Source organism: Mycobacteroides sp. H001, from assembly GCF_001440005.1.
In the GTDB taxonomy this organism is placed as follows: domain Bacteria; phylum Actinomycetota; class Actinomycetes; order Mycobacteriales; family Mycobacteriaceae; genus Mycobacterium; species Mycobacterium gwanakae.
Map to the genome: position 1 here is coordinate 703,307 of NZ_LJYH01000021.1, position 24,675 is coordinate 727,981.

The 24,675-nt window shown below is 65.1% G+C and carries 24 protein-coding genes; 20 read left to right on the forward strand and 4 right to left on the reverse strand.

Annotation, left to right across the window (positions count from 1 at the left end; translation table 11 throughout):
* Positions 1–179 precede the first annotated feature (179 nt).
* From AOT83_RS05475 to AOT83_RS05500, 6 genes are all read left to right on the forward strand, one after another.
* A complete protein-coding gene (locus AOT83_RS05475; protein ID WP_057964973.1) occupies positions 180–2,141 on the forward strand; it encodes a 2-oxoacid:acceptor oxidoreductase subunit alpha in 1,962 nt (653 codons plus the stop codon).
* Positions 2,138–3,235, forward strand: coding sequence for a 2-oxoacid:ferredoxin oxidoreductase subunit beta (locus AOT83_RS05480; RefSeq protein ID WP_030095113.1), 1,098 nt, complete (start codon positions 2,138–2,140; stop codon positions 3,233–3,235). Before AOT83_RS05475 ends, AOT83_RS05480 begins: the two co-directional genes overlap by 4 nt.
* Before the next feature lie 192 nt (positions 3,236–3,427).
* Positions 3,428–3,736 (forward strand): hypothetical protein, encoded by a 309-nt coding sequence (locus tag AOT83_RS05485; RefSeq protein WP_030095114.1) that lies wholly within the window; start codon positions 3,428–3,430, stop codon positions 3,734–3,736.
* A gap of 765 nt (positions 3,737–4,501) precedes the next feature.
* Positions 4,502–4,834: a transglycosylase family protein gene (locus tag AOT83_RS05490; RefSeq protein ID WP_030095115.1), complete on the forward strand. Its 333-nt coding sequence runs from the start codon at positions 4,502–4,504 to the stop codon at positions 4,832–4,834.
* A gap of 101 nt (positions 4,835–4,935) precedes the next feature.
* Positions 4,936–5,502 carry a molybdenum cofactor guanylyltransferase gene (mobA, locus tag AOT83_RS05495; protein ID WP_030095116.1) on the forward strand — a complete coding sequence of 189 codons (567 nt, stop codon included), beginning with the start codon at positions 4,936–4,938 and terminating at the stop codon, positions 5,500–5,502.
* Positions 5,503–5,507: 5 nt separating this feature from the next.
* Positions 5,508–6,767 (forward strand): YibE/F family protein, encoded by a 1,260-nt coding sequence (locus tag AOT83_RS05500; RefSeq protein WP_196325585.1) that lies wholly within the window; start codon positions 5,508–5,510, stop codon positions 6,765–6,767.
* Positions 6,768–6,787: 20 nt separating this feature from the next.
* Here the strand turns inward: AOT83_RS05500 and AOT83_RS05505 are convergent, their stop codons facing one another.
* Entirely contained in the window at positions 6,788–7,474 is a 687-nt protein-coding gene (locus AOT83_RS05505) for a VOC family protein (RefSeq protein WP_030095118.1), read from the reverse strand.
* 9 nt (positions 7,475–7,483) lie between these two features.
* On the reverse strand, positions 7,484–8,638 hold the full coding sequence (locus AOT83_RS05510; RefSeq protein ID WP_030095119.1) for an FAD-dependent monooxygenase: 1,155 nt from the start codon (positions 8,636–8,638) through the stop codon (positions 7,484–7,486).
* A 127-nt stretch (positions 8,639–8,765) separates the two neighbouring features.
* Between AOT83_RS05510 and AOT83_RS05515 the strand changes: the two genes are divergently transcribed.
* From AOT83_RS05515 to AOT83_RS05540, 6 genes are all read left to right on the forward strand, one after another.
* Positions 8,766–9,377: a DUF937 domain-containing protein gene (locus tag AOT83_RS05515; protein WP_030095120.1), complete on the forward strand. Its 612-nt coding sequence runs from the start codon at positions 8,766–8,768 to the stop codon at positions 9,375–9,377.
* A 125-nt stretch (positions 9,378–9,502) separates the two neighbouring features.
* Positions 9,503–12,142: a valine--tRNA ligase gene (locus AOT83_RS05520; protein ID WP_030095121.1), complete on the forward strand. Its 2,640-nt coding sequence runs from the start codon at positions 9,503–9,505 to the stop codon at positions 12,140–12,142.
* The gene (locus tag AOT83_RS05525) at positions 12,139–13,575 is read left to right on the forward strand and encodes a folylpolyglutamate synthase/dihydrofolate synthase family protein (protein WP_030095122.1); all 1,437 of its coding nucleotides are present in this window, start codon (positions 12,139–12,141) and stop codon (positions 13,573–13,575) included. The genes AOT83_RS05520 and AOT83_RS05525 overlap by 4 nt, the downstream gene beginning before the upstream one ends.
* A gap of 74 nt (positions 13,576–13,649) precedes the next feature.
* On the forward strand, positions 13,650–13,994 hold the full coding sequence (locus tag AOT83_RS05530; protein ID WP_101312220.1) for a DUF4233 domain-containing protein: 345 nt from the start codon (positions 13,650–13,652) through the stop codon (positions 13,992–13,994).
* 10 nt (positions 13,995–14,004) lie between these two features.
* Positions 14,005–14,415 carry a nucleoside-diphosphate kinase gene (ndk, locus tag AOT83_RS05535; RefSeq protein WP_057964972.1) on the forward strand — a complete coding sequence of 137 codons (411 nt, stop codon included), beginning with the start codon at positions 14,005–14,007 and terminating at the stop codon, positions 14,413–14,415.
* 575 nt (positions 14,416–14,990) lie between these two features.
* Entirely contained in the window at positions 14,991–17,678 is a 2,688-nt protein-coding gene (locus AOT83_RS05540; protein WP_057965167.1) for an Rne/Rng family ribonuclease, read from the forward strand.
* A gap of 14 nt (positions 17,679–17,692) precedes the next feature.
* On the opposite strand, the gene AOT83_RS05545 is transcribed toward AOT83_RS05540, so the two are convergent.
* Together AOT83_RS05545 and AOT83_RS05550 are read right to left on the reverse strand one after the other, a co-directional pair.
* Positions 17,693–18,022 (reverse strand): heme-binding protein, encoded by a 330-nt coding sequence (locus AOT83_RS05545; RefSeq protein WP_057964971.1) that lies wholly within the window; start codon positions 18,020–18,022, stop codon positions 17,693–17,695.
* A gap of 46 nt (positions 18,023–18,068) precedes the next feature.
* Positions 18,069–18,410 (reverse strand): hypothetical protein, encoded by a 342-nt coding sequence (locus tag AOT83_RS05550; protein ID WP_109394431.1) that lies wholly within the window; start codon positions 18,408–18,410, stop codon positions 18,069–18,071.
* 316 nt (positions 18,411–18,726) lie between these two features.
* Between AOT83_RS05550 and rplU the strand changes: the two genes are divergently transcribed.
* The 8 genes from rplU (at position 18,727) to AOT83_RS05590 (ending at position 24,674) form a co-directional block, all read left to right on the forward strand.
* Positions 18,727–19,038 (forward strand): 50S ribosomal protein L21, encoded by a 312-nt coding sequence (gene rplU, locus AOT83_RS05555; protein ID WP_030095128.1) that lies wholly within the window; start codon positions 18,727–18,729, stop codon positions 19,036–19,038.
* A gap of 13 nt (positions 19,039–19,051) precedes the next feature.
* The gene (rpmA, locus tag AOT83_RS05560; protein WP_030095129.1) at positions 19,052–19,309 is read left to right on the forward strand and encodes a 50S ribosomal protein L27; all 258 of its coding nucleotides are present in this window, start codon (positions 19,052–19,054) and stop codon (positions 19,307–19,309) included.
* 55 nt (positions 19,310–19,364) lie between these two features.
* The gene (obgE, locus tag AOT83_RS05565; protein ID WP_030095130.1) at positions 19,365–20,813 is read left to right on the forward strand and encodes a GTPase ObgE; all 1,449 of its coding nucleotides are present in this window, start codon (positions 19,365–19,367) and stop codon (positions 20,811–20,813) included.
* Entirely contained in the window at positions 20,810–21,916 is a 1,107-nt protein-coding gene (gene proB, locus AOT83_RS05570; protein WP_057964969.1) for a glutamate 5-kinase, read from the forward strand. Before obgE ends, proB begins: the two co-directional genes overlap by 4 nt.
* 89 nt (positions 21,917–22,005) lie before the next feature.
* The gene (locus AOT83_RS05575; RefSeq protein WP_030095132.1) at positions 22,006–22,644 is read left to right on the forward strand and encodes a hypothetical protein; all 639 of its coding nucleotides are present in this window, start codon (positions 22,006–22,008) and stop codon (positions 22,642–22,644) included.
* 34 nt (positions 22,645–22,678) lie between these two features.
* On the forward strand, positions 22,679–23,296 hold the full coding sequence (locus tag AOT83_RS05580; protein WP_125911111.1) for a hypothetical protein: 618 nt from the start codon (positions 22,679–22,681) through the stop codon (positions 23,294–23,296).
* A 171-nt stretch (positions 23,297–23,467) separates the two neighbouring features.
* Positions 23,468–24,061 carry a hypothetical protein gene (locus tag AOT83_RS05585; RefSeq protein ID WP_030095134.1) on the forward strand — a complete coding sequence of 198 codons (594 nt, stop codon included), beginning with the start codon at positions 23,468–23,470 and terminating at the stop codon, positions 24,059–24,061.
* A 70-nt stretch (positions 24,062–24,131) separates the two neighbouring features.
* Positions 24,132–24,674, forward strand: a complete 543-nt coding sequence (locus AOT83_RS05590) for a hypothetical protein (protein ID WP_030095135.1) — start codon at positions 24,132–24,134, stop codon at positions 24,672–24,674.
* The last annotated feature ends 1 nt before the right edge of the window (position 24,675 follow it).

Here is a 24,675-nt window from a genome sequence, read left to right on the forward strand (position 1 = left end):
TGGCCTCTTCTTGTGATTTGCCTCACGTCTACTGGAGAGTAGTGAGGCAACGGCACAGGCCAGGCGGCAGGGGAGAACTCGACAGGTGTCAAGTTCTGTGCCTGCGGGTATGCCCTCGTCAAGGTCAGCGGCGTGAAAGTGCAATAATCGGTACCAAGAGTGACAGAAAACTCTGCGGAATGGTGGCGTACGTACCGTCACCGTCAGAGTTCGTCGTGAAAGGTAGGTCACCGGTGGGCGACGGAGCCGTATCGGAGAAGCTGGAAAAGGTCGTCATCCGGTTTGCTGGAGATTCTGGTGACGGTATGCAGCTCACCGGAGACCGATTCACCTCTGAGGCCGCCGTCTTCGGCAATGACCTCGCGACCCAGCCGAACTATCCCGCCGAGATCCGGGCCCCTCAGGGCACGCTCCCGGGTGTTTCGTCCTTCCAGATCCAGATTGCCGACTACGACATCCTCACCGCGGGCGACCGGCCCGACGTGCTGGTGGCCATGAATCCTGCGGCGCTCAAGGCCAACATCGGCGACCTGCCGCGCGGCGGCATGGTGATCGCCAATTCCGATGAGTTCACCAAGCGCAACCTGGCCAAGGTCGGCTATCAGTCCGACCCGCTGGAGCACGACGACATGTCGGATTACGTCGTCTACCAGGTTCCGATGACCACGCTGGCGCTCGGCGCCGTCGAGCCTGCCGGAGTCTCCAAGAAGGACGGCGCACGCACCAAGAACATGTTCGCGTTGGGGCTGCTGTCCTGGATGTACCACCGCCCACTCGAGGGCACCGAGCAGTTCCTGCGTGAGAAGTTCGCGAAGAAGCCCGATGTGGCCGAGGCCAACATCCTGGCCTTCCGTGCCGGCTGGAACTACGGCGAAACCACGGAAGCCTTCGGCACCACGTACGAGGTGGCCAAGGCATCGCTGCCGCCGGGCGAGTACCGACAGGTTTCCGGTAACACCGCGATGGCTTACGGCGTTGTGGCGGCGGGCCGGCTCGCGAACACCAAGGTGGTGCTGGGCACCTACCCGATCACACCGGCGTCGGACATCCTGCACGAGCTGAGCAAGTACAAGAACTTCGATGTGCTGACCTTCCAGGCCGAGGACGAGATCGCCGGAATCGGTGCGGCTCTGGGGGCTTCGTTCGGTGGTGCCCTGGGTGTCACCAGCACCTCCGGCCCCGGTGTGGCGCTCAAGAGCGAGGCCGTGGGTCTGGCGGTCATGACAGAGCTGCCGCTGCTGGTCATCGACGTGCAGCGCGGCGGGCCGTCGACGGGCCTGCCCACCAAGACCGAGCAGGCCGACCTGTTGCAGGCGCTGTACGGCCGCAATGGTGAATCGCCGATCGCGGTGCTCGCACCGCGTTCGCCTTCGGACTGCTTCGACATCGCCATCGAGGCGGTGCGCATCGCGTTGATCTACCGGACCCCGGTGATGATCCTGTCCGACGGCGCGATCGCCAACGGCTCTGAGCCGTGGGCGATCCCGGACATCGCGAGCTATCCGGCGATTGAGCACACCTTCGCCTCGCCCGACCAGGACTTCGCACCCTACAACCGAGATCCGGAGACGCTGGCCCGCCAGTTCGCCGTTCCGGGCACTCCGGGCCTGGAGCACCGTATCGGTGGCCTGGAGAAGGCCAACGGTTCGGGCAACATCTCCTACGACCCGGCCAACCACGACTTGATGGTGCGGTTGCGCCAGCTCAAGATCGATGGAATCACCGTGCCGGACTTGGAGGTTGATGATCCCACCGGTGACGCACAACTGCTGATGATCGGGTGGGGCAGCTCCTACGGCCCCATCGGCGAGGCATGCCGGCGCGCCCGCCGCAAGGGACTCAAGGTGGCTCACGCTCACCTGCGCCATCTCAATCCGTTCCCGGGGAACTTGGGCGAGGTGCTGCGCAAGTACCCGAAGGTCGTCGCGCCGGAGATGAACCTCGGACAGTTGTCGCTGCTGCTGCGCGGCAAGTTCCTGGTGGATGTGCAGTCGGTGACGAAGGTGCAGGGTATGGCCTTCCTCGCTGATGAGGTCGAAGAAATCATCGATGCGGCCCTGGACGGGTCGCTCGCCGAAAAGGAAAGCCAGAAGGCCGTTCTCGCGCGTGAATCCGCGGTGGCCGTAGGGGATCGAGCATGACTGACGTTTTGAACGGAATCAACGGAATCAGTGGCCTGGCCGGTACCGATCTGGGCCTGACGGCCAATGCTCTGGTGCCGACCACCGATGTGGAGCAGAAGTCGAAGGACTTCACCTCCGATCAGGAAGTGCGCTGGTGCCCCGGTTGCGGTGACTACGTCATCCTCAACACCATCCGTGGATTCCTGCCGGAGCTCGGGCTCAAGCGCGAGAACATCGTGTTCATCAGCGGCATTGGCTGCTCGAGCCGGTTCCCGTACTACCTGGATACCTACGGCATGCACTCGATCCACGGGCGTGCCCCGGCCATCGCGACCGGCCTGGCGCTGGCTCGCGAGGACCTTTCGGTATGGGTGGTGACCGGTGACGGTGACGCACTGTCCATCGGCGGTAACCATCTGATCCACACCCTGCGCCGCAACGTGAACCTGACGATCCTGTTGTTCAACAACCGGATCTATGGCCTCACCAAGGGCCAGTACTCGCCCACCTCGGAGACCGGCAAGGTCACCAAGTCGACCCCGATGGGTTCGCTGGACTACCCCTTCAACCCGGTGTCGCTGGCCCTGGGGGCCGAGGCCACGTTCGTGGGACGGGCCCTGGATTCGGATAAGAAGGGTCTCTCGGAGGTGCTGCGTGCCGCGGCCGCGCACCGCGGTTCGGCCCTGGTCGAGATCCTGCAGGACTGCCCGATCTTCAACGACGGGTCCTTTGACCTGTTGCGTAAGGAAGGCGCCGAGCAGCGCGTCATCAACGTGAGCCACGGCCAGCCGATCACATTCGGTGCCGAGGGCGAACTCTGCGTCATCCGTTCGGGTTTCGGACTCGAAGTAGCCAAGACCGCGGATGTGAAGGCCGAGGACATCGTGGTGCACGACGCGCACTCGGATGATCCCGCCTACGCCTTCGCGCTGTCGCGGTTGTCCGAGCAGGATCTGGAGCACACCGTGATGGGTGTATTCCGCAGCGTGCAGCGGCCGACGTACGACGATCTGGCCCGTGAGCAGCTGACCACCGCTGCGGCGGCCAAGCCGAGCGACACCGCGGCGCTGCAGGCGCTGCTGACCGGTCGCGACACCTGGACCGTCAGCTAGGTGCTGGCGTGCTGCCGAGGAAATAGCGTCGGCAGCACGCATTTTGGCTTCTTTGTCGTCTGCTCGTTCGGATGCTTCGGCGTCTCCTCGCGCGCAATGTGCGGTTGCTCTCGTAGGATGCAGGGACGTTGATGTTCCGGGCCGCCGGTGTGGAACGCAACCTTCATGCCCTAGATGCGAGGTGAGAAGGCCGTGAGGCAGTCGCTGATTGCGATAGCAGCAGTAGTGGCGATGATCGGTGTCTCGTTGGGGGGCGCAGGCACCGCGGCAGCCGCTCCGTCGGGTGGCAACGCCAACGATGTCATCAACGAGCTCAAGGCCAACGGGTATCGGGTGATCATCACTCGAAGCGGGGGTGGCGACCTGAGCAAGTGCACGGTCACCTCTGTGGAGAAGCAGTCCCCGGTGACGGATGTGGGGGCGGGCCGCGATGCGCAGAACTATCCGACCACCGTCCCGGTGACTTCGCGCAAGATCGCTGTCGTCGCATTGCGCTGCTAGCCCGGTAGCGCTGAAAAGGCCTCTGCCGCAAGTAGTTCTGAGCGGTACAGCGGTAAATGCCGCCGCTGCGGCAGTCACGTCGCGTATGGTGCTCGCGCACTGGGCTTTTGGCATCCGTGCGGCGAATCAGTCTGCATATCAGCGTGTCTCACTTGCATTGGCCAACAAGGCGGGGAATGGCCGCATTGTTTCCTCGTTAATAGTGTGCCGCAATTGATAAATGGCAAATAGTGGTGCAATTGATAACAGAGTGAATAGAGTGAACTTGTCAATTCGCCACGCCGTGTGTTGTTAAAGTTCCTAATGTTACTTGAGTGATTTGCCGCATTGGTGGCGCGGCTCACAAAATCTGCGTGATCTGACTCACTTTTCGCAGGTGGGGGCGATCCTAAGAGAACCTGAGAATTTCCTAAGCGACCTGGGGTTAGTCGCTGAAGATTGGCTCTGTAATTGTTTCGTTATTGGTTTGGGATGTGCGTGTCGTGAGATGACTTTCGCTGAGTGGTTCCGTACGGTCCGACACGTCTACAAATCGGAGCAAAACTCCGAACCGTGAACCCTGTGTGCAAATGGGGCCTAGAACGCCGCGAGGCGGTCTGGCCGCCGGCCACCACGAGCCGGTGAGGCAGCAGCCGCCTCCCTTGTCGCGCCCGACCGAGACGGCGCGATCCGACGAAGATGTCCACCTCGCCTGGAGGTGAACCAGACCCGCTGCGGTATCCGCTGGCGGGTGGTGTTCGGTGCGTACCCGGCGAGAGGAACGACATGAATTACATCCGCAAAACGCTTACCACGCGTGCTGCTTTCGGGGCCCTGGCCGCTGCACTTGTCGCGGCTCCGCTGGCACTGGCTGGAACAGCGAGTGCGGATCCGGTCAACTGGGATGCCATCGCCAACTGCGAGTCCGGTGGCAACTGGGGAATCAACACCGGAAACGGCTACTACGGCGGTCTGCAGTTCAACATGGGCACCTGGCGTGCCAACGGCGGCTCCGGCTCCCCGCACCTCGCCTCGCGCGAGGAGCAGATCCGGATTGCCGAGAACGTGCTGGCCCGTCAGGGCATCGGCGCATGGCCCGTCTGCGGACGGCGCGGCTAGACCCCGAGTAACAGAGATCTATTTCAACAAGTCATCAAGAGCGGAACCTTCGGTGCCCCGCCTCTTGGTGGCTTGTTGGCATCTGTGCGTACCTTTCTTCCATGAACCAACTCGCGGCGGTGGTGCTCACCGGCGGGGCGTCGCGCCGCATGGGGCGCGATAAGGCGGCCATCCGCTGGGGTGGGCAGACGCTGACACAACGCATCGTGCAGACGGTGGGTTCACGATGCGCACCGGTGATCGTGGTGCGCGCGCCGTTTCAGGACATTGCCGATGTGGACGCGGTCATCATCGCCGACCGTGAGCCCGGCCAGGGTCCACTGGTGGCGCTGGGGCAGGGGCTACGGGCCGCGGCGCACGTGGGCGCGCGCAGAGCCTTTGTCTGCGCCGTCGATATGCCGCTGGTGCGCGCGGCACTCATCGAGGAGCTCGCGACCGGCACCGGCCGCATCGTCCTTGCCACTGCCGAGGGCCGGGATCACTACCTGGCCGCCGTCTATGACGTAGGCCTATGCGACACCATTGATGAATTGACCGCTGGCGGGGAACGCCGACTCGGCGCACTCGTTGAGCACGTTGGTGCGCAACGAATTTCGATATCCGACCCGAATTGGGTCGTGAACGTGAACACAGAGGCGGAGCTGAACGCGTTGCCACCTCTACCCTGACAGGCGTGTCGCATTCTCATAGCCATTCCCACGCGATGTCGACAGGGCCGGCGCCTCTCGGATCCAACGCGGCCCGGATCGTGGTGGGCCTGCTCGCCGCGATGGGTGTCGCGGTTCTCATCGGGCTGGTGACGTTGTGGCCTGAGCACCGCACCGTGGACATTCCGCTGCCCTACCAAAACGCGCACGGTGGCGCGGTGACCACGGAGTCGGGCACGGTGCTCTCGACGCGCCTCGGCGAATGTGGCAGTCCGTCCACCGGGCAGGTGCTGACCGCCGATCCCACCGGGGGACAGACCCCCGAATCAACATGTGCGCTCGACCTGATCGCCATCACGTCCGGCCCGAATTCGGGTGCGAAGACGCAGCTGGAATTCACCTCTGGCGGGGGGCAACCGACTCTTGCCGCGGGCGAGCACATCCGGATCACCAGGCAGGTCGACGCGCAGGGCGCCACCACCTACAGCTTCTACGACTACGAACGCACCTGGCCGCTGGTCGCTGTCGCCGCGGCGTTCGCGATCGTCATCTGCCTGGTGGCGCGCTGGCGTGGGCTCCGCGCGTTGGTGGGCATCCTGGTGGCGTTCCTGGTGCTGGCGGTGTTCCTGCTTCCGGCGCTGCGGGACGGCGGGCCCGCCTTGCCACTGGCCCTGGTCGCGTCGGCGACGATCCTCTTCGTGGTCATCTACCTTGCCCACGGTGTCAGCATGCGTACCAGTGCGGCGCTCCTGGGCACGCTGACCGCGATGCTTTTCGCGGCGGCCCTGTCCTGGGCCGTCATCGAGGTGACGCACCTGACCGGTCTGTCCGACGAGCAGAACAACGAAGTCGCCGCGTACATGGGGGGAGTGTCGATATCGGGGCTGCTGCTGGCCGGGTTCATCATCGGTTCGCTGGGTGTCCTCAACGATGTGACCGTCACCCAGGCCTCAACGGTCTTCGAACTGGCAGAGCTGGGCGACGGTTCTACGCGCAAGGACGTGTTCCTCGGTGCCATGCGGGTGGGGCGCGATCACATCGCCAGTACGGTCTACACCCTCGTGCTCGCCTATGCGGGTAACTCGCTACCGCTCATGTTGTTGTTCAGTGTCGCCAATCGATCCCTGGGGGATGTGCTGACCAGTGAGGGTGTGGCGATCGAGATCGCCCGATCCGCGGTCGGTGGTATCGCCTTGGTGCTGTCTGTTCCGTTGACGACCGCGATCGCAGCGGCCCTGGCGACTCCGGGCAAGCGCACCCAACCGAAGGCGGGCGCGGCGGCCTAACCGAGGGCGGGCTTGGCGGCCTAACCGAAGGCGCAGAACTCGTTTCCATCCGGGTCGGTCAGCACGGTCCAGCGGATATCGGTATCGGGGCCGCGCAGCGCGCGGGCGCCGTCGTGCACCAATTCAGCGGCATCGGCGCGAACATCCCAGTGCCAGCGGTTCTTCACCACGCGCTCATCGGCAACCCGGACAAATTTCCAGATCAGCTCACCCCAGCCGGCGGCGCCACGCAGCCACCGCAGTGTGCCGTCGGGCCCGGGTGTAATCGTTCCACCCACGAGCCCATGCCACCACTGAGCGATTTCGACGGGTTTGTCACTATCGGTGCACACCGCGAAGAGTTTTGCGGGCGTATCACTTTCGAGTTCGGGGTCCAGAAACGCACAGAACTCGTTGCCCTCTACGTCGGCCATCACGACCCATTCCGGCTCCTGCGTCAGCACCGTCGCGCCCAACGCGACGAGATCTTCGGCAGCGCGGGCGTAGACATCGAAATGCACACGGTTCTTGACGGACTTGGCCTCCGGGACGCGATTGACCCAGATGTCCACGTCTTTGCCGCGCCGGATCAGCGCCTCACCGGCCTCGTCGATATCGGCCTCGCCGCCGATGGCCGCCGCCCAGAACTTGGCGACGGGAACGGGCTGTATCGCGTCGATACAGAAGTCCTTGAGGCTGGCGCTAGGCGCGGGCTCGGGGTGGGACACAAGGGAATCCTATGGGTGAACCGTGATGTCAGATGCGTCATATCCCGCGATGTTCTGCAGCTGTCGCCAGAACAAGGAGGCGGGTATCCGTCCCGAAGCGCGCATCAACAACCCACTCAACGCCGCGGGCCGTGCGTATGTCGCGTGTCCGATCTGGCGGCTACGGGCAACCACCGTGCGGGTGCGCGACTTTCGTCTGCGCGCGTACTCACGGAAAGCGCTGGGGAGAGAGGATCGTTCGGATACCGCCGCACCGAGTACCGCGGCATCCTCGAGCGCCTGGCATCCGCCCTGACCCAGGTGCGGTCGCATCGGATGCGCGGCGTCGCCCACCAGCACCACCCTGCCGCCGGTGATTCGCCGCAGTCGTCCGCGATCGTAGATATCGCCACGCAGCACCGAGGACTCGCCGCTCTGGCTCAGCAGGTCAGGTATTGGCTTCGCCCACTCGGCGAACTTTCCTGTCAGATAGTCGATTTCGCGGCCAGATGCGCGTTGTGCTTCGTGTGATCGTTCGCCCGCGAACCAGTAAGTGCGGCCGCCGGGCATCGGCAGGTGGCCGAACTCGATCCCCGGGCCTACGGTGATCCCGGCCAGCTCATCCGAAATCGCGATATCGGCGATGCCGCGCCACGCGGTGTATCCGGAGTATCGGAAGGACAGCGGCCCATTGAGATACTGCGCGGCCAACGATCCGATTCCGTCGGCTCCGACGACCGCTGCGGCGGTCAGTGAATGACCGTCGGCAAGCTCGACAGAAGTTCCGTGCAGCCCATCCCGAACGTTGCTCACCCGGGCGCCGTAGCGCACCGTCCCGGGTGCCAGCCGGGCGGACAGAATCGCCAGGAGTTGATTGCGTTCGGTGACCGCCACCGGCTCGCCCACGGCTTTGGTGAGCTGTCCGTTCGGGGGCTCTCGCAGTATTCGTCCGTCGTGCCAGCGCACCATGCCGGCCTCCACGCGCGCGCTCACATCACGTACATCATCCCCGACGCCGAGGGCATCGCAGGCTGCTAGTGCGTTGGGCCACAAGGTAATCGCGTATCCGGCAGAGGAGCCGTCGCGGTCCTCGAGAACGACGGCATCACGTCCGGACTGTTGTAACGCGACTGCGGTGGCAAGGCCGGCGATACCGGCACCAACCACGACGATGTGGTCGCTCATAGCTCGACGTTATGGGTGGACCCCACAGCGGTAAAGGGTCTGGGGTTGTGATGTTCGGCATTCGTTCACTCGGGGCTGATCTGCTTGGCTAAGGTTTACCAAACCCCAGTTATCTAGGAGGAGACCCATGGCCACACTCGACGAGCTGCTCAACGAGATTCCCACCGACCAGATCGCAGCGAAGCTCGGGGTCGACAGCGAGACGGCCGACAAGGCGATCAAATCCGTGGTTCCGCTGCTGGTCGGCGGTTTGCAGGCCAATGCGGACGATCCGGACAAGGCCGCCGATCTGCAGGCCAATGTCAGCAGCGCCCCGAGCACTCTCCTCGACGGCGGAGTCAACGTTGAGGACGTCGACCAGAACGCGGGCAGCGCGGTGGTCGCCTCGCTGTTCGGCGACAACAACGCCGACGATGTCGCCCAGAAGCTGGCAGGTGCCGGTGCGGGTAACAGCGACCTGATCAAGCAGCTGCTCCCGATTCTCGCCCCGATCGTCCTGGCCTTCGTGGCCAAGAAGCTCACCGGTGGCGGCGCCGCGCCCGCGCCCGCCGAGGCCCCCGCGGCCAGCGGCGGCATCGGTGACATCCTGGGGAACATCCTCGGCAGCGCCGTCGGTGGCGGGGCCGCCGCGGGCGGTAACAACCCGCTCGGCAGCATCCTGGGCAGCGTGCTCGGCAGCAAGGGCGGGAGCGACGCCCTCGGCAGCATCCTGGGCGGGCTCCTCGGCGGCAAGAAGTAGCCGCACCGCCGCACACCTTCACACGAAACCACCCGGTGCGTTGTTCGCCGGGTGGTTTCGTCATCTCTGGGCGTGTGAAAACGCCCGTGAAAATGGGCGCGACAGACAACCCTAGAATCTGATGGGTGACCCAAAGCCCTGATACGAACGCCGCCAGCTCCCTGCCCACCTCATGGGACCCGGGAGCGGTAGAGGCGGATCTCTATCAGGGCTGGGTGGACGCCGGATACTTCACCGCCGATCCCACCAGCGACAAGCCTGGCTACTCGATTGTGCTGCCGCCCCCCAACGTCACCGGCAGCCTGCACATGGGCCACGCGCTCGACCACACCCTCATGGACGCGTTGACTCGCCGCAAACGTATGCAGGGTTACGAGGTGCTGTGGTTGCCGGGCATGGACCATGCGGGCATCGCCACCCAATCGGTGGTGGAAAAGCAGCTGGCCGCCGACGGCAAGACCAAAGAAGACTTCGGTCGCGAGCTGTTCATCGACAAGGTGTGGGACTGGAAGCGTGAGTCCGGCGGCACCATCGGCGGGCAGATGCGTCGTCTCGGTGACGGCGTGGACTGGAGCCGCGATCGATTCACCATGGACGAGGGCCTGTCCCGCGCGGTGCGCACCATCTTCAAGAAGCTCTTCGACGCCGGGCTGATCTACCGGGCCGAGCGGCTGGTCAACTGGTCGCCCGAGCTGAAGACCGCGATATCGGACTTAGAGGTCAAGTACGACGAGGTCGAGGGCGAGCTGGTGTCCTTCCGATACGGCTCCCTCGACGACAATGAGCCGTACCTGGTGGTGGCGACCACGCGTCTGGAAACGATGCTGGGTGACACCGCGATCGCTGTGCATCCCGATGACGAGCGCTACCGGCATCTCGTCGGCACCGAGCTCCCGCATCCGTTCCAGGACCGCAGCATCCCGATCGTCGCCGACACCCACGTCGACCCCGAATTCGGCACCGGCGCGGTCAAGGTCACGCCCGCCCACGACCCGAACGACTTCGAGATCGGCTTGCGACACGGCTTGCCGATGCCCACCATCATGGACATCCATGGCCGCATCTGCGACAGCGGAACGCAATTCGACGGGATGGACCGGTTCGAGGCGCGGGTGAAGGTGCGCGAGGCCCTGGCTGAGCAGGGGCGCATCGTTGCCGAGAAGCGCCCGTACCTACACAGCGTCGGCCACTCGGAACGCTCGGGTGAACCGATCGAGCCACGCCTTTCCCTGCAGTGGTGGGTCAAGGTCGAGTCGCTGGCCAAGGCCGCCGGCGATGCGGTCCGCAACCGTGACACCGTGATTCACCCGGCCAGCCTGGAGCCGCGCTGGTTCGCCTGGGTCGACGACATGCACGACTGGTGCATCTCTCGCCAGCTGTGGTGGGGCCACCGTATCCCCATCTGGCATGGCCCGGACGGTGAGATCGTGTGTCTGGGACCCGACGAGACCGCGCCCGAAGGTTACGTGCAGGACCCCGATGTGCTCGACACCTGGTTCTCCTCGGCGCTGTGGCCGTTCTCCACCATGGGATGGCCCGATGCCACCCCGGAGCTGGAGAAGTTCTATCCCACAAGCGTTCTTGTCACCGGATACGACATCATCTTCTTCTGGGTGGCTCGGATGATGATGTTCGGCACCTTCGTGGCCGGCGACCCGGTGCTGCACGGGGGCAAGGTGCCCTTCGACAACGTCTTCCTGCACGGTCTGATCCGCGACCAGTTCGGCCAAAAGATGAGCAAGTCCAAGGGAAACGGCATCGACCCGCTGGACTGGGTGGAGATGTTCGGCGCGGATGCTTTGCGCTTCACTCTGGCCCGTGGCGCCAGCCCCGGCGGTGACCTGTCCATCGGCGAGGACGCGGCACGCGCCTCGCGCAACTTCACCACGAAGTTGTTCAATGCCACCCGATTTGCGTTGATGAACGGTGCCGCGCTGGGCGAGCTGCCCGACGCCGCCGAGCTCACCGACGCCGACCGGTGGATCCTGGGCCGCCTCGAACAGGTGCGGGCCGAGGTGGACACCGCGCTCGATCGCTACGAATTCAGCGTGGCCTGCGAGGGGCTGTATCACTTCGCCTGGGACGAGTTCTGTGACTGGTACCTGGAATTGGCCAAGGTGCAGTTGGCCGAGAAGCCCGACAGCACCCGCATTGTGCTGGCTACGGTGCTGGACACCCTGCTGCGGCTGCTGCATCCGGTGATTCCGTTCGTCACCGAGGTGCTGTGGAAGACGGTCACCGGCCGGGAGTCGGTGGTCATCGCTGAGTGGCCAACCGAATCCGGTATCGAGCTGGACGATGTTGCCGTGCAACGCATCGCCGACATGCAGAAGCTGGTGACCGAGGTCCGCCGGTTCCGCAGCGATCAGGGTCTGGGCGACCGGCAGAAGGTCGCGGCCCGCCTCGCCGGTGTCTCGGCTGCCGGCCTGGACGGCCAGCTCGCCGCCGTGACGTCATTGGCCTGGCTGACCCCGGCCGAGGACGGTTTCAGCCCGACGGCCTCGGTGGAGGTCCGACTGTCCGGCGCTACCGTGACCGTCGAGGTCGACACCTCCGGCACCGTCGACGTCGAGGCGGAACGGCGACGGTTGGAGAAGGATCTGGCTGCCGCGCGCAAGGAACTCGACGGCACCACAAGCAAACTGGGCAACGATGCGTTCCTGGCGAAGGCGCCTGACGCCGTCGTCGAGAAGATTCGGGCTCGTCAGCAGGTGGCCACCGAGGAGGTCGAGCGGATCACCGCGCGTTTGGCAGGGCTGGCGTGAGCGAGTCATTGGGCATCGAGCCCACTCCCGACGAGATCGCGGCCCTGCTGCAGATCGAGTATCTGCTTGACCAGCGCTGGCCCGAAACGAAGATCGAGCCGTCCACCGACCGCATTGTCGCGCTGATGGAACTGCTGGGTTCGCCCCAGCGGGCGTATCCGTGTATCCATGTCGCCGGGACCAATGGCAAGACGTCGGTGACGCGGATGATCGACGCGCTGCTGACGGCACTGCACCGGCGCACCGGACGCACCACCAGCCCGCATCTGCAGTCGGCTGTCGAACGCATAGCCATTGACGGTCAACCGATCTCACCGGCGAAGTACGTGGAGATCTATTCCGAGATCGAGCCGTTCGTGGAGTTGGTGGACAAGCGCTCGCAGGAGCAGGGCGGGCCCGCGATGAGCAAGTTCGAGGTGCTGGTCGCCATGGCGTTTGTGGCGTTCGCGGACGCGCCCGTCGATATCGCCGTGGTGGAGGTCGGGCTTGGCGGGCGTTGGGATGCCACCAACATCATCGACGCCCCGGTCGCCGTCATCACTCCGATCGGTATCGACCATGTCGAGTTCCTGGGCCCGGACCTTGCCTCCATTGCCAATGAAAAGGCCGGAATCATCAAGCGGCACAAGCTTGATGCGATGACCGGTGAGGCGGGTCCCGATACGGTTGCCGTTATCGCCCAGCAGGCACCCGAGGCGATGGAGGTGCTGCTGCGCCAAACCGTGGAAGCGGATGCGGCCGTGGCTCGCGAAGGCTCTGAGTTCTCGGTGTTGTCGCGCCAGGTCGCGGTGGGCGGGCAGGTGCTCGAACTGCAGGGGCTCGGCGGGGTCTACCCGGAGATATTTCTGCCGCTGCACGGTGAGCATCAGGCGCATAACGCGGCCGTCGCGCTGGCCGCGGTGGAGGCGTTCTTCGGTGCGGGCAGCGACCGTCAGCTCGATATCGATGCGATACGAGCAGGATTCGCGTCGGTAATCGTTCCCGGGCGGCTTGAGCGAGTGCGCAGTGCGCCCGCGGTCTTCCTGGACGCCGCGCACAATCCCCATGGTGCGGCCGCATTGGCGGAGACCCTGCAGTCCGAGTTCGATTTCCGGCGTCTGGTTGGTGTGATCAGCGTGATGGCCGACAAGGACGTGCCTGGGATTCTCGCCGCCCTCGAGCCTGCGTTCGACGAGATCGTGGTGACACACAACGGTTCTCCGCGTGCATTGGAGACGGATGCCTTGGCCGGTATCGCTCTGGAACTCTTCGGAGAGGACCGCGTTGTCGTTGCGCCCACATTGCTCGACGCCATCGAAACCGCCACTGCGATGGTGGAGGAGGCCGCCGAAGATGGGGGAGCGGAAGGTTTTTCCGGCACCGGCATCGTCATCACCGGGTCGGTCGTCACCGCGGGTGCGGCACGGACACTGTTCGGAAAGGACCCGCAGTGAGCAACCCCGAGGGCGAGAATCACGAGACCGACGGCCAAGCTCCGGTTGACCCTTGGCGGGGATTTCGTGGGGTGATGGCGGGCACGCTCATCCTGGAGACCATCGTGGTGTTGTTGGCGGTACCGGTGGTCAAGATGGTGGGCGGCGGGCTTTCGCCGCTGTCGCTGATCTACCTCATCGGGGTCGCCGTCGCCATGATCCTGCTCTCGGGCATGCAGGGCCGGCCGTGGGCGCTTCAGGCGAACTTGGCACTCCAGGTGGTGCTGGTGGCAGGTTTCTTCGTGCACGCCGCCATTGGCTTCGTCGGGCTGTTGTTTCTGGGTGTCTGGTTGCTGATCTGGTACATGCGCAACCAGGTTCGTGACCGTCAGGGCCGCGGGGAGCTGCCGGGTCAGCGGGGGACTACTACCGACCAGTAGGCTGTCGCCCGTGACTGAGCGGACGCTGGTTTTGATCAAGCCCGATGGTGTGCGGCGGGGACTTGTCGGTGAGGTGCTGAACCGTATTGAGCGCAAGGGCCTGACGCTGGCTGCCCTCGAGCTCAAGAACGTCGATGAGTCGCTGGCAAGCGCGCACTATGCCGAGCACAAGGACAAGCCGTTCTTCGGCTCGCTACTGGAATTCATCACTTCGGGGCCCGTGGTGGCAGCCGTGCTGGAGGGGCCGCGTGCCATCGCCGCCTTCCGTCAGCTCGCCGGTGGCACCGATCCCGTCGAGAAGGCTGCGACCGGCAGCATCCGCGGCGACTTCGCCCTGGAGACCCAGGAGAACCTGGTGCACGGATCCGACTCACCTGAGTCGGCGGCGCGTGAGATCGCGCTCTGGTTCCCGGCCCTCTGACCCAATTCATCTGATCTGAATCCGCGAGTGTGCGGTTTGCGTCGGTTTCTCCTGAAATCTCGACGTAAATCGCACACTCGCTTCGTTTTGTGACCCTGCGGATCGCGCGGGTTCCAGGCTTGGTGCCCACCGTCTGATTCGTATGGGATACTGAGTGTGGGCCACGGCACTTCGACCCCAATAGGGGCCGGCCGGAAACCCGAATGACGACACGGCGAGCGCGATTACCATTGCAGCACGTCAAGCCATCATTCCAGCCAGGCACTGGGTGGGTTCGGAACTGCGGCATCGCAGCTACGGATCGCTCGGAGCAAGACCCCCACAAACCCGGACCTAGCCCGGGTACATAGAGAGAAAAGCCCTCGCGTGGCCGCGTCTGAAGGACGCGCCCGGGGGCTTGAGGAGAATAAGTGGCCGATTATGAGCTACCAGAAGACCTACACACCAGCGCTCCAGAAGGGGACAGCGCCGCGCTAGCGCCGGACACCCCGCAAGCCCCTGCTGAGCAGGGAGAATTACCCGAGAAGCTGAGGGTGCACACCCTGGCGCGAGTGCTCGGGACCTCCACCCGCCGCGTGCTCGACGCGCTGTCCAAGCTGGACGGGCGCGCCCGCAGCCCCCATTCGAACGTCGACAAGCAGGACGCCGCGAAGGTTCGTGAGGCGCTTGCCGGCGAGGCGGAACCGACCGCTGCCGCGGAGACCGTGGCACCGGCACAGACCGAGGCCCCGGCGAAGGTTGTCGCCGAAAGCCCGGCCGAGGACCCCGACAACCCGCCGACCGCGCCGATCCTTGTCGCGGAGCCGACCATCATCGAGGCCGCGGCAGTACCGGCACCGGCACCGGCGACCGCGGGACCCACCGCGTACGACTACGGGCCGCTCTTCGTGGCCCCACAGGCTCCCGAGCCGCAGGAGGATCGCCCCGCGCCCGCCGTAGCGGCGAGCACCGAGGACGTCGACGAGGACTCCGGCGACGGAGACGATCCCGAGTCCGAGGGCGACGGTGACCGCCCGGCCAACCGGCGCAGGCGGCGCGGACGTCGCGGGCGCGGACGCGGCCGTGGTGAGCAGGCCGGTGGCGACGGTTCCGACGAATCCTCGGAGGACTCAGCAGCCGAGGGTGGCGAGAGCGCCGACGACGAGGACGCTGCCGACAACGCTGATGGCGATGTCGCTGCGGCGGACGGTGATGAATCGAGTGCCGAGGATGGCGACACGCCTGAGGGGGCGAGCCGTCGGCGGCGTCGCCGCCGCCGGCGCAAGGCCGGAAGTGGTGACGAGGGTGACAGCGCATCGGAAGACGATCCGCCAAACACCGTGGTGCATGAGCGCAAACCCCGCGCCGAGCGAGGCGACGAGATTCAGGGTATTTCCGGGTCCACCCGCCTGGAGGCCAAGCGTCAGCGCCGCCGCGACGGGCGGGATGCCGGACGGCGCCGCCCACCGATCCTGACCGAGGCGGAGTTCCTGGCCCGGCGTGAGGCCGTCGACCGGGTGATGGTGGTTCGGGACAAGACCCGTACCGAGCCGCCGCACGAGGGCGCCCGGTACACACAGATCGCCGTCCTGGAGGACGGTGTGCTCGTCGAGCACTTCGTGACGTCGGCGGCGTCCGCCTCGCTGGTGGGCAACATCTACCTCGGTGTGGTGCAGAACGTACTTCCCTCGATGGAGGCCGCCTTCGTCGACATCGGCCGTGGTCGCAACGGCGTGCTGTACGCCGGTGAGGTCAACTGGGACGCTGCCGGTCTGGGCGGTTCGAACCGCAAGATCGAACAGGCACTCAAGTCGGGCGACTACGTCCTGGTCCAGGTCAGCAAGGACCCGGTGGGGCACAAGGGCGCCCGACTGACCACCCAGATCTCGCTGGCGGGTCGCTACCTGGTGTACGTGCCGGGTGCGTCCTCGACCGGAATCAGCCGCAAGCTCCCGGACACCGAACGGCAGCGTCTCAAGGAGATCCTGCGCGATATCGTCCCCTCGGATGCCGGCGTCATCATTCGCACCGCATCAGAAGGTGTGCGCGAAGAGGACATTCGCGCCGACGTGCAGCGGCTGCAAGAACAGTGGCAGGGCATCGAGCAGAGCTCGGCGGACCTTTCCGCTAAAGCATCCGGTGCCGCCATGGCGCTCTACGAGGAGCCCGATGTACTGGTCAAGGTGGTCCGCGACCTGTTCAACGAGGACTTCTCCAAGCTCATCATCGAAGGTGATGCGGCGTGGGAAACCATCGACGAATACGTGAAAACCGTTGCTCCAGATCTTCTTTCGCGTATCAACCGGTATGAGCCCGCCGACGGTCCAGATGTCTTCGCGGTGCACCGCATCGACGAGCAGCTGGCCAAGGCGCTGGACCGCAAGGTGTGGTTGCCCTCCGGCGGCACGCTCGTCATCGACCGCACCGAGGCCATGACGGTTGTCGACGTCAACACCGGAAAGTTCACGGGTGCCGGCGGCAACCTGGAGGAGACGGTCACCCGCAACAACCTGGAAGCGGCCGAGGAAACCGTTCGGCAATTGCGCCTGCGCGACGTCGGCGGGATTGTCGTCATCGACTTCATCGACATGGTGCTGGAGTCGAACCGGGATCTGGTGCTTCGTCGCCTGACCGAGGCGCTGGGCCGCGATCGCACCCGCCACCAGGTGTCGGAAGTGACATCGCTGGGCCTGGTGCAGCTGACTCGTAAGAAACTCGGCACGGGCCTGATCGAGGCGTTCTCGTCGACCTGCGCGCACTGCGCGGGGCGCGGCATCGTGCTGCATGTCGACCCGGTCGATAACGCCGGCACCGCGGCGACCGGCGCCAAGAAGCCCGAGACCGGGCGGCGTGCCAAGCGTTCCCGCAAGGGCAAGGCTGATGAGCCCGAAGTTGTGGTCGCCCGCACCCCACCGCACCCGCAGGGCGAGCACCCGATGTTCAAGGCGATGGCGGCGGCGAACGGCCACCACGAGGACGACGAAGAGGGCGTCTCGGCGCAGGACGTGCCGGATAACGACGTGGTCGACGAGGTCGACGAGATTGTCGAGATCGTCCAGAGCGCGCCGACTCCGGGCGATCCGGAAACGACGCCTGAGCCCGCCGACAGTGACGTCGCGCAGGACACCGAGGCCGAAGACGTGCCCGAGGTTTCTTCCGAAGACTCAGATGAGCCTGCGGTGGCCGAAGCCGAAGCCGAACCCGAGCCCGCTGCCAAGGCGCCCACCCGGCCCCGGCGCAGGCGGTCCGCCGCACGTGCGGCCGGGCCTCCGGTCGAGCACTAGGCCCAGGCCTGCGACTACTTGCAGCGCTCCCGGAAATCACCGAGGGGCTGACGGATCTCCTGTAGGTCCGCCTTGACCTGCGGGTTTTCGTCGAGGTACTGCCGTGCCTTGTCGCGGACCTGGTCCTTGGGCTGGCCCTTGAGATTCGTGAAGAACTCGTTCACGTCGGGGTGTGTGAACAGGTATGTCGACGTGGCCGCCGATACGCCCGTTGCGACACCTGCCATGTCGGCGGCGGTGCAGTTGGGTGGATCGGCCGCGGCGATGGCGGGTCCGCCCAGCGCCAGCGCGGCGACCCCGCCGAGTACCACCACGGCTGCCCTGCCCGCGGTCCATGCTGTCATTGCGACTCCTCTGCAATCGAATTCTTCACTGCGAGAACAATATTGATCAACGTGGACCGACGATGCCGCCTCCTCCGCCACCGCCTCCCGGTCGGCCGGGGCGCCCGAAATCGGGCGGTGGCGACGGATTGACGGTGGGGGGTCTGTATTCGGATCCGAGGATGACGTCCATTCCCCAGTTGTCGCAGTACCAGTCGTTTTCGCAGGGGTAGGGGACATACGGCGTCGACGATGTGGTGCTGCCACCACCGCGCACATCGCCTTGTGCGCACAAGGTGGTGCCGTTGGCGTTCACACAGTCGGCGGTGGAGGGCGGTGCCGCGGTCAGGCTCAATGCGGGCAGGGCTGCCACCAGGGCGGCCGAGAGATAGGGCCGGATCGTGCGCACCGTCATTACCTCCGCACTCAGGGGAGCTGATCGCCGGCTGACCTATAGGCTGATCAGCGGCATCCCGGGCTCGGTGAGGTGAGTGTAGTTCCGATCACGGCCCGTGAGAGTCCGAACGGGTTGCGAGAGCGCTGCACGGAGGGTGTCGGTTTGACCCTTAGCCCGCTGGTCACGTAGCCTTGAGCAGTTGTCGCGAGGCTTCCGGCCCGCGGCATGTGGCCCAGTGGAACAACCGAGCGGGCCCACCCCACGATCCAGATGCGTCAGCCGACCTGGTTGCGCGCGTCCGAACAGCAGAGCAGAGGTAGACGCAACGATGGCGACCTACGCAATCGTCAAGACCGGCGGCAAGCAGTACAAGGTTGCCGTTGGTGACCTGGTCAAGGTCGAGAAGATCGAGTCGGAGCCCGGCTCCTCGGTGCAGCTGCCCGTCGCCCTGGTCGTGGACGGCGCCACCGTCACCACCGACGCCGACAAGCTGGCCAAGGTCTCGGTGACCGGCGAGATCGTCGAGCACACCAAGGGCCCGAAGATCCGCATCCACAAGTTCAAGAACAAGACCGGCTACCACAAGCGGCAGGGTCACCGTCAGCGGCTGACCGTGCTCAAGGTCACCGGAATCAAGTAGGAGCGTCTGACACATGGCACACAAGAAGGGCGCGTCCAGCTCGCGCAACGGTCGTGACTCCGCCGCACAGCGGCTCGGCGTCAAGCGGTTCGGTGGCCAGCTCGTCAAGGCCGGCGAGATCCTGGTCCGTCAGCGCGGCACCCACTTCCACCCGGGCGTGAATGTCGGGCGTGGCGGCGATGACACCCTGTTCGCGACCTCCGCGGGCACCGTCGAGTTCGGCGCTCGCCGTGGTCGCCGGGTCGTCAACATCCTCCCGGTCGACGCTTAATTGGTGTTCTGTGTTCGGTGTATGACCGGACACAGAACAGTGTGAAGGAGGCTTCATGCCTCGTTTTGTTGACCGCGTTGTCATCCATGCCAAGGCAGGTACCGGTGGTCACGGCTGCGCTTCGGTGCACCGTGAGAAGTTCAAACCACTCGGCGGGCCTGACGGCGGTAACGGCGGTCGCGGCGGCAGCGTAATTCTGGAAGTGGACCCGCAGGTGCATACCCTGCTGGACTTCCACTTTCATCCGCACGTGCAGGCACCCAACGGATCGCAGGGCATGGGTGGCCACCGCAGCGGCGCCAACGGCGACGACCTGATTCTCAAGGTGCCCGACGGCACCGTGGTGCTCGACGATGACGGCCGTATCCTCGCCGACTTGGTCGGGGCCGGTACACGTTTCGACGCGGTGGCTGGTGGCCGGGGCGGATTGGGGAACGCCGCATTGGCGTCCCGCGCCCGCAAGGCCCCCGGATTTGCCCTGCTCGGTGAGGCCGGTGCCGAAGCCGATCTCACCCTCGAACTAAAAACCGTCGCCGATGTCGGGCTGGTCGGATTTCCGTCGGCCGGTAAGTCCTCGCTTGTCTCGGTCCTTTCGGCGGCCAAGCCAAAGATCGCCGACTATCCGTTCACGACATTGGTGCCCAACCTGGGCGTGGTCACCACTGGTGAGCACTCCTTTGTGATGGCCGATGTCCCCGGCTTGATTCCCGGCGCTGCCGACGGCCGCGGACTGGGTCTGGAGTTCCTGCGGCACATCGAGCGCTGCGCGGTGCTGGTTCACGTCGTCGACTGCGCGACACTGGAACCGGGCCGCGACCCCGTCTCCGATATCGACGCCCTGGAAAATGAGTTGGCGCGGTACCAGCCGACGTTGCAAGCTGATTCTGTGCTGGGTGATCTGGCCGACCGGCCTCGTGCGGTGGTGCTCAACAAGGTTGACGTGCCCGAAGCTGCTGAGCTTGCCGACTTCGTCACCGAAGAGGTCTCCAAGCGTGGTTGGCCGGTGTTCAAGGTGTCGACGCTGACCCGTGATGGATTGCGTCCGTTGACTTTCGCGCTGTGGGAGATGATCGAGGCGGCCCGTGCGGCACAGCCCGCGCCGGTGAAGACCCGCCCCGTCATTCGGCCTATCCCGGTCGACGAGAGTGGCTTCTCGGTGACTCCCGACCCGCAGAACCCCGGTGGGTTCGTGGTCCGCGGAGTGCGCCCCGAGCGTTGGATCCGTCAGACCAACTTCGAAAACGACGAGGCCGTCGGCTATCTCGGTGACCGGCTGGCACGCCTGGGAGTGGAAGATAAGCTGCTCAAGCTGGGGGCACAGCCCGGCTGCGCGGTGACCATCGGCGATATGACCTTTGACTGGGAGCCACAGACCCCGGCGGGTGTCGATGTGACCATGAGTGGGCGCGGCACCGATGCCCGTATCGACAAGACCGACCGTGTGGGCGCGGCCGAGCGCCGACAGGCCCGGAGGGTACGCCGCGGGCAGGTGGAGCCGGAGTGACCACAGGTGTGCACGCGCGCCAGGCAATTCAGGCGGCACGCACCGTCGTGGTGAAGGTCGGCACCGCTGCCCTCACCGATGCGACCGGGACATTCAGTGCCGACCGGATGGAATACCTCGTCGAGGCCATCGAGGGCCGGATGAAGGCCGGATCCGATGTGGTGATCGTCTCTTCGGGAGCTATCGCGGCCGGCATGGTTCCGCTTGGACTGACCAAGCGCCCAACAGATCTGGCGACCAAGCAGGCGGCGGCCAGCGCGGGACAGGTTGCGCTCATCAGTGCCTGGAGCGCGGCGTTCGCGCGCTATCAGCGCACCGTGGGCCAGGTGCTGTTGACGGCGCACGACATTTCGATGCGCGTGCATCACACCAACGCGCAGCGCACGCTCGACAAGCTGCGCGCGCTGCACGCGGTCGCTGTCGTGAACGAGAACGACACCGTGGCCACCAACGAGATTCGCTTCGGTGACAACGATCGGCTGTCGGCGCTCGTCGCCCATCTCGTAGGTGCCGACGCGCTCATCTTGCTCTCCGATATCGACGGGCTTTACGACTCTGATCCTCGAAAAGGGAACGCCCGCTTCATTTCTGAGGTAGCCGACCCGGAAGATCTGGACGGTGTGATCGCCGGGCCGGGTGGTTCCCGTGGCACCGGAGGAATGGCCTCGAAGCTCTCCTCGGCGCTGCTGGCCGCCGACGCCGGTGTCCCGGTGCTGCTGGCTTCGGCGACCGAGGCGGCGGCCGCGTTGGGGGACGGCTCCTGCGGAACGGTCTTCGCCGCGCGACCGCAACGCATGTCGTCGCGCAAGTTCTGGGTGCGGTACGCGGCCGAGGCGACCGGATCGCTGACCCTGGACGAGGGCGCCGTACGCGCGGTGGTGGCCTCACGACGTTCGTTGCTGCCCGCCGGGATCACCGAGGTATCCGGGCGTTTCCACGGCGGCGATGTCGTCGAACTTCGCGATGCCGGGGGCGCCATGGTCGGCCGTGGCGTGGTGGCCTATGACGCGGCCGAATTGGCGACCATGCTGGGCCGATCCAGCGGTGAGCTGCCCGAGGACCTGCGGCGCCCGGCCGTACACGCCGACGACCTCGTCACCTGAGCGCTTCGCGCATTTGCTCCAAAGAGTGGCGCATCGCAACCGCGCCTGATAGAACTTGTCAGCTGGTTCACAGCTTGGGGAGGCTATCGATGGCTAGGCGATTCACCGGATTCGTGAGTGCGGTGGCACTCGTGCTTGGAGTGCTGAGCCCGCCGGCAGTTGCCGCCGCGACATCGACGGACGAAAGCCAGATCCGGCAGGTTGTCGCCGCCGAGCTGACCGCGCTGCGCGCGCTCGATCCTGCCGCCTACGCGCAGAGTTTCTGCGCCGAGCACCGCGACGCATACGAAGCGTGGATGCAACGCAACATCACGCCGCCGCCTTTTGAGGACCTTGAGGGCGCCAACTCGAAGCGTTTGACGTCGGTGCTGCGCAAGAACTTCCCGTCGGTGTCGGATGCCGCGATCAATGCTTTCGTCGACGCCGTCGCCGACGGCGACCGCGACGCGTATCACCGGACGTGGCTGGGGATTCTTCGGGAAGAGTTCTCCCACTACTCCTATCGGGTGCGACAGGTGGAGATCACCGGCGACCAGGCGGACGTGACGGTTCAAGCCAGATTGGGCAGGGCCTCGGGCACAGTCCAATGGCAGTTCCTTCGCGAGGACGGCGACTGGAAGGACTGCACGGCGCCTCCCGCCGAATCCGACTCGGCGGTGCCGTCATTGAAGGGCGAAGCGCCCCAAGGGCTTCTCGGTGCGATCGACGATGTGCGTGCCGCGGGATAGGGACCAGAAAATTCCAGATCGGAGGACAATGATCGTGTCAAGGAGCGTCTTCACATGGTTGGCCGCGTTTTTCGTAGCCATCGGGCTGGTCGCACAGACCGCCGTCGCAAGTGCCGCGCCGGCCGATGAGACCGAGATCCGGGATGTCACCGCCGGACGGCTTTCGGCATTGCAGGCGGTAGATGCGATCCAGTACGCGTCGTTCTTCTGCGCCGATGTCCGGGACAAGATCGAATCGGATTGGGAGCAGTCCTTCACCCCGCCGGAGGTCGGCCGGTTGGAGGGGGCCAACCTCAAGAAGCTGCGCGCGAAGGTTCACGAGGTGTTCCCGCTCGCCTCGGATACCGCCGTCGAGGACTTTGTGACCGCGGTGGACAACCAGGACCAGCAGGCGTTGTCGGCGGCCTGGCACCGCTTCTGGGTGGAGACTTTCGCGCACCTGACCTTCAAGGTCAGCAAGGTGACGGTGACCGGCGATACCGCCAAGGCGACCATCGCGTTCCGTAACACCGTAGGACGCGGGAACGAGCCGAGGAAGTTCGTGCACGAGGACGGCTTCTGGAAGGACTGCACACCCGAAGCGACGCAGACTGAGACTGCGATCGGTAACGATGAGCCTCTGCTGGAGGCTCTAACCGGCGCCGAGGGCTAAGAAGCTCCCGCTCGGTCGGGGCGCCCATGAGCACGATCCGCGCACCGTATTCACTGGTAAGTTTGCTCGGTGAGGGTGCACGAGCTGATCTGTACTGATAGAAATTAGCTCGGAGACGAGTGGGCGATACGAGCGAGGGTTGTCATGGTTTGCCGGAGATGGACCGGAGCGGTGCTGTTGGTGGCACTGTTGTTCGGTGGTGTGGGGTGTACGCAAACGGTGGACGGAGACGGTCAGCCCAACGCTGAGGCGCTCGCGACCGCGCGCGACGAGAATCAGATCAAGGCGCTGATTGCGCAGCAGAACACCTACACCGCCAGCTTTGACTTCGCGAAGCTGGCCGAGACCAAGTGCGCCAAGTATCGGGACGCGACCGCCCAGAGCGGACCGCCCATCCCGCCCATGAGCGAAATCGCACCGCCTGAGATCGCCACGGTGCCCGGTGCGGGCGATGCGTTGCGGGGGTTGCTGGCCCAGAAGTTCCCGACGGTGCCGCAAGATGTCATCAACGCCGTGGTCGACAGCCTCGTCGCCCAGGATGAGCAGGCGTATCAAGCGGCGATGCGCAATCTGCTGAAATCGCTCATCACGGTCAAGGTCACCGATGTCCAGAACATCGAAGTCAAGGGCGACCAGGCCACCGCGGACATCACGATCACCACCACCTCCGGGAACAAGACACCTTCCGAGGAGAAGCAGACCGTCAAGTACGTCAAGGAAGACGGAAAGTGGCTGGACTGCGCGCCGCCGACCGGCGGTGCCTAGCCCACACGTAACGGACCCGGTGTCCTGCGGCGATAACGTCATGAAGTACTGCCAACCAGGGGAGGGAACCGTGAAGCGCACGCTCGTCGTCACCGCAGCGGCTGCCGCACTGGCAACTTTCGTCGCCCCCATTGCCGATGCGGCACCCAACCGCGACGCGGTGACAGAACATGTGCGGGCCTGGGAAAAGGCCTACAACGATGTCGACACCAACAAGATCGGTGACCTGACCTGCGATAAGTATCGCGATCGCGAAATGGCGAACAACGAGTCGCGAATCCCCACCTGGGACGACTTCGTCAAGCCGTCGGACCTGTACGCCAAGTTCCCCAAGCTCTCGCAGGGGACCCTCGACCAATTGCTCGACGCCGCCAAGCGCAAAGACGCCGCCGCCTTCCGGCAGGCATCGGTGCAGGTAGTGCGCGAGAACGCGCACCTGACAGTTACCAACATCGACAAGATCAACGTCATCGAGGCCAAGAACGCGACGGCGACGGTGACCACGTCGTCGGTGTGGGGCAACGACGCGCCCAAGACCACCACCTCCGACTGGTACCTGACCTACGAGCGTGACGCCTGGCGCTACTGCAACCCCGTGCTGACGGTCCGCTGAG